This is a genomic window from Comamonas sp. F1-6 (assembly GCF_039581415.1).
In the GTDB taxonomy this organism is placed as follows: domain Bacteria; phylum Pseudomonadota; class Gammaproteobacteria; order Burkholderiales; family Burkholderiaceae_C; genus Comamonas; species Comamonas thiooxydans.
Window position 1 is genome coordinate 123,128 of the sequence record NZ_JBCPWN010000004.1, and the last position, 12,298, is coordinate 135,425.

At 61.4% G+C, this 12,298-nt stretch carries 12 protein-coding genes; 8 read left to right on the forward strand and 4 right to left on the reverse strand.

All coding sequences use genetic code 11. The features are described 5' to 3' along the window. Nucleotides 1–112 precede the first annotated feature (112 nt). Both AAIL66_RS05875 and fabI read right to left on the reverse strand, forming a co-directional pair. Nucleotides 113–634 (reverse strand): superoxide dismutase family protein, encoded by a 522-nt coding sequence (locus AAIL66_RS05875; protein ID WP_034393115.1) that lies wholly within the window; start codon nt 632–634, stop codon nt 113–115. A gap of 172 nt (nt 635–806) precedes the next feature. Further along, on the reverse strand, nt 807–1,607 hold the full coding sequence (gene fabI / locus AAIL66_RS05880) for an enoyl-ACP reductase FabI (protein ID WP_003063172.1): 801 nt from the start codon (nt 1,605–1,607) through the stop codon (nt 807–809). A gap of 120 nt (nt 1,608–1,727) precedes the next feature. Between fabI and AAIL66_RS05885 the strand changes: the two genes are divergently transcribed. From AAIL66_RS05885 to AAIL66_RS05905, 5 genes are all read left to right on the forward strand, one after another. Further along, nucleotides 1,728–3,542 carry an extracellular solute-binding protein gene (locus AAIL66_RS05885; protein WP_080746249.1) on the forward strand — a complete coding sequence of 605 codons (1,815 nt, stop codon included), beginning with the start codon at nt 1,728–1,730 and terminating at the stop codon, nt 3,540–3,542. 195 nt (nt 3,543–3,737) lie between these two features. Continuing rightward, on the forward strand, nt 3,738–4,766 hold the full coding sequence (locus AAIL66_RS05890) for an ABC transporter permease subunit (protein ID WP_034407784.1): 1,029 nt from the start codon (nt 3,738–3,740) through the stop codon (nt 4,764–4,766). 48 nt (nt 4,767–4,814) lie between these two features. Then, the gene (locus tag AAIL66_RS05895) at nt 4,815–5,915 is read left to right on the forward strand and encodes an ABC transporter permease (protein WP_343496232.1); all 1,101 of its coding nucleotides are present in this window, start codon (nt 4,815–4,817) and stop codon (nt 5,913–5,915) included. Further along, nucleotides 5,912–7,567: a dipeptide ABC transporter ATP-binding protein gene (locus tag AAIL66_RS05900; RefSeq protein WP_343496233.1), complete on the forward strand. Its 1,656-nt coding sequence runs from the start codon at nt 5,912–5,914 to the stop codon at nt 7,565–7,567. The genes AAIL66_RS05895 and AAIL66_RS05900 overlap by 4 nt, the downstream gene beginning before the upstream one ends. 197 nt (nt 7,568–7,764) lie before the next feature. Further along, nucleotides 7,765–7,926: a hypothetical protein gene (locus AAIL66_RS05905; RefSeq protein ID WP_003056362.1), complete on the forward strand. Its 162-nt coding sequence runs from the start codon at nt 7,765–7,767 to the stop codon at nt 7,924–7,926. A 102-nt stretch (nt 7,927–8,028) separates the two neighbouring features. On the opposite strand, the gene AAIL66_RS05910 is transcribed toward AAIL66_RS05905, so the two are convergent. Both AAIL66_RS05910 and AAIL66_RS05915 read right to left on the reverse strand, forming a co-directional pair. Continuing rightward, nucleotides 8,029–8,361, reverse strand: coding sequence for a chaperone modulator CbpM (locus AAIL66_RS05910; protein ID WP_003063164.1), 333 nt, complete (start codon nt 8,359–8,361; stop codon nt 8,029–8,031). 11 nt (nt 8,362–8,372) lie between these two features. After that, on the reverse strand, nt 8,373–9,353 hold the full coding sequence (locus tag AAIL66_RS05915; protein WP_034351852.1) for a J domain-containing protein: 981 nt from the start codon (nt 9,351–9,353) through the stop codon (nt 8,373–8,375). Between the two features lie 230 nt (nt 9,354–9,583). On the opposite strand from AAIL66_RS05915, the gene AAIL66_RS05920 reads away from it, so the two are divergent. From AAIL66_RS05920 to nusA, 3 genes are all read left to right on the forward strand, one after another. Next, nucleotides 9,584–9,964: a thioredoxin family protein gene (locus AAIL66_RS05920; protein WP_034349992.1), complete on the forward strand. Its 381-nt coding sequence runs from the start codon at nt 9,584–9,586 to the stop codon at nt 9,962–9,964. Nucleotides 9,965–10,144: 180 nt separating this feature from the next. After that, nucleotides 10,145–10,723 (forward strand): ribosome maturation factor RimP, encoded by a 579-nt coding sequence (rimP, locus tag AAIL66_RS05925; protein ID WP_034351798.1) that lies wholly within the window; start codon nt 10,145–10,147, stop codon nt 10,721–10,723. An 83-nt stretch (nt 10,724–10,806) separates the two neighbouring features. Then, entirely contained in the window at nt 10,807–12,294 is a 1,488-nt protein-coding gene (gene nusA / locus AAIL66_RS05930; RefSeq protein WP_003063156.1) for a transcription termination factor NusA, read from the forward strand. Nucleotides 12,295–12,298: the final 4 nt, after the last annotated feature.

A 12,298-nucleotide genomic window follows, 5' to 3' on the forward strand; every position in this document is an offset into this window, starting at 1 on the left:
AACCCATATCAAAAAACATGGCTATCAGCGGCTTATCCATCAGTAATTACGGTGATTTCAATGAAAAAGCCGCTGCAGCCAGGCAGCGGCTTTTGTCAAAGGGGCAAGACCTTCAGTCGCGGCTGATGACGGCGCAGGCGATGCGCGCGCCGGCATTGCCCGTGGGCTGGGTGGTGTAGTCGTCGGGCTGTGCATGGACGATGACCGCCCGGCCGATGACATTGCCAGGGCCGGCCAGCAAGGTGATGTCCGCCGACTGTACGTTGACGGTGGCCACGCCGTTGGAGTCGGCCTTCAGGCTGGGCAGGTCGCCCATATGGTGCTGGGTCGAGTCATATTTGCCATGCGGATTGCCCAGCGGGTTGAAGTGGCCGGCAGCGGCATTGCCATTGTCGCCGCAGTCGCCCTTGTCGTGGATGTGAAAGCCATGCTCGGAATTGGGCTTGAGGCCGTGAATCACGGCATTGACCATCACCTGCTGGCCGGTCTTCTGGGTGAATTTCACATCGCCGCCGACCTTGCTACCCGAAGTGGCCTGCAGCCTGGCGATGGCCTGGGCGGGCTGGGGCTCGGGGGTGCTGCAGGCCGTCAGGGCAGCAGCGGATGCGGTCAGGATGAGAAAACGATATGGCATGTAAGCTCCTCTTGAATATTCGTCAGAACCATAGAGAAAACACTGTGAACCATAGCGTCAGTGCTTTGCCGCGCTTGTAGGGCAAGGGCCAAGATGTCGGGCACGGCCCCAAAAAACAAAGCCCCGCAGGCTGCTGAGGCCTGCGGGGCTGGTGTCGTCAAAAGCCTGGGGCTCAGACCTGATCGGCAGACAGGCCTGCGGTCTGGCTGAAGCCGCCGTCCACATAGGTGATCTCGGCGGTCACGCCGGAGGCCAGGTCGGACAGCAGGAAGGCCGCGACATTGCCCACGTCTTCAATGGTCACGTTGCGGCGCAGAGGAGCGGCGTCGGCCACACGGCCCAGCAGCTTGCCGAAGTCCTTGATGCCGGAGGCAGCCAGGGTCTTGATGGGGCCGGCGGAGATGCCGTTGGCACGAATGGCGCGGCCGTCGGCAGTGCGACCCACGGCTTCTGCCAGGTAACGCACGGATGCTTCCAGCGATGCCTTGGCCAGGCCCATGGTGTTGTAGTTGGGGATGGAGCGCAGAGCGCCCAGATAGGACAGGGTCAGCAGCGAGGACTTGTCGTTCAGGTAAGGCAGGGCTGCCTTGGCCATGGCGGGGAAGCTGTAGGCGCTGATATCGTGGGCGATCTTGAAGTTCTCGCGGCTCAGACCGTCGAGGAAGTTGCCGGCAATGGCTTCACGGGGGGCAAAACCGATGGAGTGCACAAAGCCGTCGAACTTGCCCCAGGTGGCACCCAGGTCGGCGAACAGCTTTTCGATCTGGGCGTCGTCGCCCACGTCGCAGTCGAACACCAGCTTGGAGTCGAAGTCGGCAGCAAATTCGGTGATGCGGTCCTTGAAGCGTTCACCCACATAGCTGAAAGCCAGTTCTGCGCCTTGCTCATGGCAGGCCTTGGCAATGCCGTAGGCAATGGAACGGTTGGACAGAACGCCCGTGATCAGCAGCTTTTTACCGGCGAGAAAACCCATTGTTGTTCTCCAAAGAAAATTGAAAGAGACGATGGCTGCATCTGTGGCAGACGCGCCATCTTTGAAAACGTATCTGTTCGAACTGGGTGCGAATCAGTCGGGGTAGGGCAGAATTGTCGCATGCGCCATTGGATGATTTGCTCAGCCCTGATTGTCAGCAGCCAAGTTGCCACACCTGCCCTGGCAGCACATGGCTATGCGCTCTGGGGTCAGCCCAGGTACGCGGCCGACTTCAAGCACTTTGACTATGTGAACCCTCAAGCGCCCAAGGGCGGCGAGTTGCGCATGGTCAGCAATCTGCGCTATTCGACCTTCGACAAGTACAACCCCTTCACCATCAAGGGCTCGCCGCCTGCCTATCTGGCGGACATGCTGTTCGAGACCCTGCTGACCCCCAGTCTCGACGAGACGGCCACGGGCTACGGCTTGCTGGCCGAGGATGTGGAGGTGGCGGCCGACGGCCTGTCCGCGACCTTCAAACTGCGCAAGCAGGCACGCTTTCACAACGGCAAGCCCGTGCTGGCCCAGGATGTGAAGCACAGCTACGAGACGCTGCTGAGCAAATATGTCTCGCCCGGCTACAAGACGCTGTTTGCCGAGGTGGCTGCCTGTGATGTGCTCGACGAGCGCACGGTGCGCTTTCGCTTCAAAAAGCCCAACCGCGACCTGCCGCTGACCGTGGGCGCCCTGTTGCCGGTGTTCAGCCGTGACTGGGGGCTGGGCGCGGATGGCAAGCCCAAGGCCTTCGATCAGGTGGTGATGGACACGCCCATCGGCAGTGGGCCCTACAAGATAGGGCCGGTCAAGTTTGGCAAGGACATCAGCTATGTTCGCGACCCTAAGTATTGGGGGGCAGCCTTGCCGGTGCGTGTCGGTTTGGCCAATTTTGACCGAGTCACCATCAAGATCTACAAGGACAACACGGCGCGGCTGGAGGCACTCAAGGCCGGTGAGTTCGATCTCATGCGCATCAACAGCGCGGGCGACTGGGCCAGGCGTCTGACGGGGCGGCGCTTCGCCTCGGGCGAACTGGTCAAGGGCGCGTTCGAGAACAAGCTGCCCTCGGGCTTTCAGAGCTTCTTTCTGAACCTGCGCCGCGAGCAGCTCAAGGATGTACGCGTGCGCGAGGCCCTGGGCCTGGCTTATGACTTTGAGTGGATGAGCCGTCAGATGTTCTATGGCGCATATCAGCGCGTGCATGGATTGTTTGGCAACACCGCTTGCGAAACCACGGGCGATCCCAGCGATGCCGAGTTGGCCCTGCTCAAGCCCTATGAGAGCAGTCTGCCGCCAGGCACGCTGGGGCAGATGGCCCAGCCGCCACGCACCGACGGGCCTGATGGCCTGCGCGGCAATCTGCGGCGTGCGCAGAAGCTGCTGGCCGATGCCGGCTGGACGGTCAGGGATGGAGCCTTGCGCAACGCCAAGGGCGAGCCCATGGTGCTGGAATATCTGGACAGCAGCGAGAGCGGTGTCAAGATCGTCAGCAGCTGGATGCGCAATCTGGAAAAGCTGGGCATCACGCTCAAGGTCCGCAATGTGGACTACGCGCTCTATCAGCAGCGCATGGACAAATACGATTTCGACATCGTGACGCTCAACGTGCCCGGCACGCACAATCCGGGCCAGGAATATGCCGAGCTGTTCGGCAGCGCCGCCGCCGATGTGGAGGGAGCCTCGAACTATGTCGGTCTCAAGAGCAAGGCCGTGGATGCCATCATCGCCCAGATGGCTGCGGCCAAGTCCGAGCAGCAGATGCTGCCCGCCTGCCACGCGCTGGAGCGCATCATCGTCCACGGCCATTACCTGATCCCGCAGTATTACTCGGGCACGCACCGCATGGTCTATGACGCCTGGAAGTTGGCGCTGCCGGGGCAGATTCCGGCCTATTCGCCGGGCGAGCTATGGGCCGTCTATGCCTGGTGGGCCAAGTAAAGTGACCCCCACGCTCCACCGTTGCACGGGTCGCTGCCCCCCGAGGGGGCTGGCCTTGCTTGGGGCGACCCGGCGCGGCGGCCCAGGTAAAGTGGCCCCCACGCTCCACCGTTGCACGGGTCGCTGCCCCTCTGCTTTGGGCGGCCCGGCGCTGCGACCAGCGCTGCCGCGGCTGAAAACAAGGGTTGATCGAAGATGTTTGCCTATATTCTCAAACGCATTTTGCTGATGATCCCCACGCTGCTGGGCGTGCTGCTGCTGACCTTTGTCGTCATCCAGTTCGTGCCCGGTGGCCCGGTGGAGCAGTATCTGGCCGAGGCCAAGGCCGGTGCCGGACACGGCGCCGAAGGCGCTTCCATGAGCTACCGGGGCGGCCAGGGCGTGGATCCCAAGCGGCTCGAAGAGATCAAGGCGCTGTACGGCTTTGACAAGCCCCCGGTAGAACGCTTTGTGCAGATGCTGGGCCAGTTCGCGCGCTTCGATCTGGGCACCAGCTTTTTTCAGAACAAAAGCGTCTGGGCGCTGGTCAAGGAAAAACTGCCGGTCTCCATCAGCCTGGGGCTGTGGACGTTTTTCATCAGCTATCTGGTGGCCGTGCCACTGGGCGTGGCCAAGGCTGTGCGGGCCGGCTCGCGCTTCGATCTGGCGACCACAATCGTGATTCTCATCGGCTATGCCATTCCGGGCTTTGTGCTGGGCGTGGCGCTGCTGGTCGTCTTTGGCGGGCAGCTGCAGTGGTTTCCGCTGCGCGGGCTGACATCGGCCAATTTCGACGAACTCAGCACCATGGGCAAGGTGACGGACTATCTCTGGCATATCGCGCTGCCTGTGACGGCCATGGTGGCCGGCAGCTTTGCCGTGACAGCCATGCTGACCAAGAACTCGTTTCTCGAAGAGATCCGCAAGCAGTATGTGCTGACGGCCCGCGCCAAGGGGCTGTCCGAGCGCCAGGTGCTCTACAAGCATGTGTTTCGCAATGCGCTGATTCCCATCGTCACGGGCTTTCCCTCGGCTTTCATCGGCGCCTTCTTTGCCGGCGCGCTGCTGATCGAGACCCTGTTCTCGCTCGATGGCCTGGGTCTGCTCAGCTATGAAAGCGTGATCCGGCGCGACTTTCCCGTGGTGCTGGGCACGCTGTATCTGTTCACGCTGATCGGCCTGGTGACCAAGCTCATCAGCGATCTTTGCTATGTCTGGGTAGACCCCCGGGTCAAGTTTGATTGATTTATGCAAAATAAGCCTCAAACCAATGCCCTGCAAGCGCAAGAAGCTATGAATACAGGAGTAGAGCGTGTGCCGGCGGCGCCTGCTGCCAAGTCCGAATCCCCTGGGCGCCGGGCCTGGCGGCGCTTCAAAGGCAATCGACTGGGCTTTGTCAGCCTGCTGATCTTCTCGGTGCTGGTGTTGCTCAGCCTGTTTGCCGAACTGCTGTCCAACGACAAGCCGCTCATCGTGCGCTACGAGGGGCAGACCTATCTGCCGCTGCTGCACGATTACCCGGAAACCACGTTTGGCGGCGATTTCCATACGCCGACCGATTACCTCGATCCCTTCATCCAGCAAAGGCTCGGCGAGGGCGACAACTGGGCGATCTTCCCTATCAACCGCTATGGCAAGTCCACCATCAATTACTTTGCCAAGTCGCCCAATCCTTCTGCGCCGTCGGCCGACAACTGGCTGGGCACCGACGACCGGGGGCGCGATCTGCTGGCGCAGCTCATCTACGGTTTTCGCGTCAGCGTGCTGTTCGGCCTGGCGCTGACGGCCGTGGGCGTGCTGCTGGGCGTGCTGGCGGGAGCGGTGCAGGGCTTTTTTGGCGGCAAGACGGATCTGGCCTTCCAGCGCCTGACGGAAATCTGGGGCTCCATGCCCGAGCTCTACCTGCTCATCATCTTCAGCGCGCTGTTTGCGCCCAGTGTCTCGCTGTTGCTGATCCTGCTGAGCCTGTTCGGCTGGATGGGGCTGGCCGACTATGTGAGAGCCGAGTTTCTGCGCAATCGCCAGCTCGACTATGTGAAATCCGCCCAGGCGCTGGGTGCCAGCAATCGCTCCATCATCTTTCGCCACATTCTGCCCAACAGCATGACGCCGGTGATCACCTTTTTGCCGTTTCGCATGAGCGGGGCCATCCTGGCGCTGACCTCGCTCGATTTTCTGGGTCTGGGCGTCCCGCCAGGCACGCCCAGCCTGGGCGAGCTGCTGAGCCAGGGCAAGAACAATATCGATGCCTGGTGGATTTCCCTGTCCACCTTTGGCGTGCTGGTCATCACGCTGCTGTTGCTGACCTTTATGGGGGACGCCCTGCGCGATGCGCTGGACCCGCGCAAGCAGGCGCACACCGGGACTGCAAAGCGCGCAGGAGGCAAGCCATGAGCAAGGAGAAATATGAAGGCCAGGCCGGCAGCAAGCTGCTGGCCGTGCACGATCTGAGCGTGTCTTTTGCGGGCAAGCCCGTGGTGCAGGATGTGAGCTTCGAACTTGCAGCCGGTGAAAAGCTGGCGCTGGTGGGGGAGTCCGGCTCGGGCAAGTCGGTCACGGCGCTGTCGCTGCTGCGCCTGGTGGGCGATGCGCAACTGGGCGGCCAAGCCCTGCTGGACGGGCGCGATCTGCTGGGGCTTTCGGAGCGCGAGATGCAGGACATACGCGGCGGTGATATCGCCATGATCTTTCAGGAGCCGATGACGGCGCTGAACCCGCTGATGACCGTCGGCGCGCAGGTGGCAGAGGTGCTGCAGCTCAAGCAGGCCTTGAGCTGGGCCCAGGCCTTGAAGCAGGCCGTCGAGCTGCTGGCCACTACCGGCATCCCTGAGCCAGAGCGTCGCGCGCAGAGCTTTCCGCACCAGCTCAGCGGCGGCCAGCGTCAGCGCGCCATGATTGCCATGGCCTTGGCCAGCCGTCCCCGGCTGCTGCTGGCCGACGAGCCGACAACGGCGCTGGATGTGACGCTGCGTGGCCAGATCCTGGATTTGCTGGCCGATCTGCAGCGGCAGACCGGCATGGCCGTGCTGATGATCACGCATGACCTGAACCTGGTGCGCCGCTTTGCCGACCGCGTGGCCGTCATGGAAAAAGGCCGTCTCGTGGAGCAGGGCGCAGTGGCCGATCTCATGCGGAACCCGCAGCATGCCTATACCCGCAAGCTGCTGGCCAGCCGGCCGGTACGCAATGTGGCAGATGAGACCGTGCCGGCCGGTGAGGCTGCCGTGGTGCAGACCCAGGCCTTGCAGGTGAGCTATGCCACGCCCTTGCCAGGCATTCGCGGCTGGTTCAAAAAGGGTGCGTTCGTCGCGGTCAAGGGCGCGGATATGCTGCTGCGGCCCGGCCGTACCCTGGGCGTGATCGGTGAATCGGGCTCCGGTAAATCCACGCTGGCCCAGGCCGTGCTGGGGCTGTTGCCTGCGGCCGGGGAGCTGCAGGTGGCTGGCAGGCAATGGCAGCAGCCGGCAATCCGCAACAGCGTCGCCAATCTGGCGCTGCGGCGCAAGATCCAGGTGGTGTTTCAGGATCCGTTCTCCTCGCTCTCTCCGCGCATGACGGTGGAGGAGATCGTCGGCGAAGGCCTGCAGATCCATGCCCCTGAGCTCGCTGCCGGGCCGCGGCGCGAGCGCGTGCTCAAGATGCTCGAAGAGGTGGGCTTGACCGAGGCCCAGTTTCCCGGCCTGCTGCAGCGCTATCCGCATGAATTCTCGGGCGGGCAGCGGCAGCGCCTGGCGATTTCACGCGCGCTCATCATGGAGCCCGAGGTCCTGGTGCTGGACGAGCCCACGAGTGCACTCGATGTCACCATTCAACAGCAAGTGCTGGCCCTGTTGCAGCGGCTGCAGAAGGAGCGTGGTCTGGCCTATCTGCTCATCACCCACGATGTGGACGTGATTCGCGCCATGGCCCATGAGGTGCTGGTCATGAAGGACGGGCAGATCGTGGAGCAGGGCGATGTGCAGGCGGTGCTGACTGCGCCGAGGCAGGCATATACGCGCCAGTTGGTCGAGGCCGCCGGGGTCGTTGCCGAGCCTTCGGCGGTCTGAATGTGATGGCGAGCAGCGCCTTCCCTTCAAAGGTTTGAGGCTTTGAATGCCTGCAATTGCTGTTGGTTCACTGATTCGCGAGGCAGGCATTCGCTGAAAAACACTGAATCCGCACTCGAAAGTTTGTATTTATTTGGCGCGAATTCTCTGGCTGTGGCCTAATTGATCCTTTTCAACCTCCCAATTGAGAATTCGACATGGGCAATAAGATCGTTACCGAAGCAGACCGCAAGGCCACTCCCCGTCCCCAGGCACCCAATGGCGTGACCCTGCCCACTCCCGGCCGTGGCCAGCGCGTGAGCCTGGAGCGTGGTTCGCACACTCGCAGCAAGAAGCAGCCCGGCAAGCGCCACGGCTAATTCCTGCGGCAGGCTGCGCCCTGGTGTGCGGCCCGCAAAAAAGCCCTCGTCACTTCGGTACGAGGGCTTTTTGCTTTTCACGGCTTCAGAGCGTTGGTTTGCTCATCCCTGCAGATTTTTCAGCTTGCGGCGCAGTTGCTGCACTTCCTCGATGAGATCGGTGGTCAGGGCGGCGAGCTGAGGGTCGGCGTCGAAGCTGTGTTCCAGCTGGGCAATGCGGCGTGCACGTACCAGCGTCTGGCTGCTGAAGCGCCATTGCTCGTGGCTGATCTCGCGCAGCTGACCTTCGTTGTCATAGCTGATGACGCCTGTCTGCACATGCTCGATCACCCATTGCGGGCTGGTGCAGCAATGGCGCGCCAGCTCGTGCAGATCGAGCACGGCCTGTTCCAGCAGCTCGGCAGGTTCGTAGAAAGGGTAGTGGGAGGGGCTCATGGGAAAACCTTTCAACTCAGGCTGCGGGCATCGAACTGCGGGAAGGCCCTGGCAAAGTCGGCATAAGCCTGCTTTTGCGCGGGTGTCGCCGCGGGCGGGAAGACCACATCCAGCACCAGGTACAGATCACCTGGCGTGGCGGCGGGCAGGCCCTTGCCCTTGAGGCGCAGTTTGCGGCCCGAGCGATAGCCGGCGGGCACGGTGACTTCCAGTTCCCCGGCCAGCGTCTTGAAGGGGACGGGGCCACCCAGCTCGGCTTCCCAGGGCGCGAGCGGCACTCGCTGGTAGACATCCTTGCCTTCGGACCACCAGCGTGGGTCGCTGCGGAAGTGCACCTCCAGCAGCAGATCGCCTGGAGCACCCTTGCCCAGGCCCGGGTTGCCCTGACCGGCAAGGCGAATCATCTGGCCCTCGCGCACGCCCTTGGGAATGGTGACCTGCAGCTCCTTGTCCTTGTGGGTGGGGATGCCCTGGTCGTCGAGCACGGTGCTGCGCAGATGCAGCGAGCGTACGGCGCCGCTATAGCTGTCCTGCAGATCCAGCTCTATGCTGGCATGCTGGTCCTGGCCGCGCATGTCTGGGGTGCTGCGCGCGCCTTGCTGGCCCTGATGGCGCCGTGCACGAGCGGCTTGGCCGAACATCTGCGAGAAAAAGTCGCTGAAATCGGCGTCGCTGCCGGCATCGCCCTGGCTGCTGAAGTGAAAGTCCCGCTGATCCCAGTCGGGCGGCGGGCGAAAGCCTCCGCTGCCCTGAGCTCTGGCATTTTGAGCAAACTGCATCTCGTCGCCCATGGCGTCGTAGGCGGCGCGCTTTTCGGGGTCGGAGAGCACGGTGTTGGCTTCGTTGACCTCGGCCATGCGAGCAGCCGCGTCTTTTTCCTTGCTGATGTCGGGGTGGTATTTGCGGGCGAGTTTGCGATAGGCCTTTTTGATGTCCTCGGTGGAGGCCTTTTTGTCCACGCCAAGTATCTTGTAATAGTCCTTGTAATCCATGGAGTCACCAATCTTCTTGTCAAAAGATGGGCGCAAGACTGTTGCCTTGGCTGCTGCCATTGCTGCGCCCGCATTCAGGAAAATAATAGGGATAGAGTGCGGCAGCTTCAAGGGTCTCAATGCGCGCTGGTGGGGTGATGACCGGGGTTTGAGTCCTTAAGGGCATCTGGCGCTACCATTGCCGGGATCAATGCAGGGGCGTGTGCGAAGGCCTGCCCAGAGTTCGTGAAATGAAACAAGAAATTACAAAAGCAGACGCATGGCTGGTTGTCTGCCTCTGTGCTGACTGGTGCGGTACCTGTAAACAGTACCGGCAGCCCTTCGAGGCTCTTGCTGCCCAGTTTCCACAGATGCGTTTTGTCTGGCTCGATGTGGAAGACCGTGAGGATGTAGCTGGCGATCTGGACATAGAAACCTTTCCGTCCATTTTGGTGGCGCAGGGCGAGCAGGCCAGATTCCTGGGGCCTGTGCTTCCGCAGACGGGGGTGCTGGCGCGGATGCTGCAATCCCTGCCCGCAGATGCGGCGGCGAGGCCCGCCGATGTGCAGGAGGCCCAGGATTTGCTGCAGCGATTGTTGCGCGCTGATGACCTGCAGGAAGTCTTGCGTTGATCGCTGTTTTATGCGAGACACTTTTTGCGAAAACAGTGGTTTGCGGCTACAATCACGGCTTCACGACCAAACGGGCGGGTACATACCGCCCGTTTTTTTTGGGCAATTCATGGCGAAACCTGTTTTTGGCAGAGCTAAGTCCATGATTTGACAGATTTTTCGGGATTGAACTGAATACACGTGGCACTACAGCAAATCGTTGAACAAACCGTGACAGGTCTGGGCTATGACCTGGTTGAAATCGAGCGCTCGGCCGGCGGCCTGCTGCGCATCACGATTGATTTGCCTTGGCAGGCGCCGGAGGACGGTGCGCCTGAGCTGCCCGAGCAGTTCGTGACAGTGGAAGACTGCGAAAAGGTCACGCGCCAGCTTCAGTTTGCGCTGGAAGTCGATGGTGCGGACTACGCCCGCCTGGAGGTCTCTTCTCCAGGCATTGATCGTTTGCTGCGCCATGAGCAGGACTTCATCCGCTTTGAAGGCTCGGAGGTGGATCTGACGCTCAAGGCTCCCATCGGGGCTGCAGGTGGCGACAAGATCAATGCAAACCGCAAGAAATTTCGTGGCACGCTGGAGCGGACTGAAGAAGGTGGCTGGCAGATCGTCTGGAGCGATGAGCCGCCTCCCAAGCCGGGCGTGCGCGTCAGCAAGAAGCGTGAGCCTGCGCCGTTGAACGCGATGGGCTTTACGCTTGACGAGTTGCGCGAAGCTCGTCTGGCACCGATTGTGAATTTCAAAGGACGCGCAGCCAAGCCCGAGTGAGGCAGCTGAAGCGTTTGAATCTTTTGGGGCAAAGAGGTCGCATGCAAATCCTCTTTGTGTGATTGAAATAGGAGAGTCGTCGCATGAATCGCGAACTGTTGATGTTGGTTGAAGCCATTTCGCGTGAAAAGAACGTGGAACGCGATGTGGTTTTTGGTGCCGTGGAATCCGCACTGGCACAGGCCACCAAGAAGCTGTACCAAGGTGAAGTAGACATCCGCGTGTCCATCGATCGCGAAAGCGGCGACTACGACACCTTCCGCCGCTGGGTGGTGGTGTCTGACGATGCCGGTCTGCAGAACCCCGACGCCGAAGAAATGCTGATGGATGCGGAAGACCGCGTGCCCGGCATTCAAATTGGTGAGTTCATTGAAGAGCAGATCGAGTCGCTGCCCATCGGCCGTATCGGTGCCATGGCTGCCAAGCAGGTCATCCTGCAGAAGATTCGCGACGCCGAGCGCGAAATGCTGCTCAACGAATTCCTGGCCCGTGGCGAGAAGATCTTTACCGGTACCGTCAAGCGCATGGACAAGGGCGACATCATTGTCGAATCCGGCCGTGTGGAAGGCCGACTCAAGCGCGGCGAGATGATCCCCAAGGAAAATCTGCGCAATGGCGACCGCGTGCGCGCCATGATCATGGAAGTCGATGCCACCTTGCGCGGTGCTCCCATCCTGCTGTCGCGCTCGGCTCCCGAATTCATGGTGGAATTGTTCCGCAATGAAGTGCCCGAGATCGAGCAAGGTCTGCTGGAGATCAAGAGCTGCGCCCGTGACGCCGGCTCTCGTGCCAAGATCGCCGTGCTCAGCCACGACAAGCGCGTGGACCCCATCGGCACCTGCGTCGGCGTGCGCGGCACCCGCGTGAATGCGGTGACCAACGAGCTGGCCGGCGAGCGTGTGGATATCGTGCTGTGGTCCGAAGACCCCGCCCAGTTCGTGATCGGTGCCCTGGCTCCTGCCAATGTCTCTTCCATCGTTGTGGATGAGGAAAAGCATGCCATGGACGTGGTCGTGGACGAGGAAAATCTGGCCATCGCCATCGGTCGCGGCGGTCAGAACGTGCGTCTGGCCTCCGAGCTGACAGGCTGGAAGATCAACATCATGGACGCTGCAGAGTCTGCCCAGAAGCAGGCCGACGAGTCGGCTGTCTCGCGCAAGCTGTTCATGGAAAAGCTGGATGTGGACGAGGAAATCGCCAACATCCTGATCGAAGAAGGTTTCGAGACCCTGGAAGAAGTGGCCTATGTGCCGCTGCAGGAAATGCTCGAAATCGAATCCTTCGACGAAGAGACGGTGAACGAGCTACGTAGCCGCGCCAAGGATGCACTGCTGAGTCAGGAAATTGCTCGCGAAGAAAATGTGAGCAAGGCATCCGAGGATCTGGTGTCTCTGGACGGCATGACTGCCGAGCTGCTGGACAAGCTGGCGCAAGCTGATGTGCACACACGTGACGATCTGGCCGATCTGGCGATCGACGAGCTGACCGAAATCACCGGTCAGACTGCCGAAGAAGCCAAGGCCTTGATCATGAAGGCGCGTGAGCACTGGTTTACCGATGGGCAAGAGTAAGGTC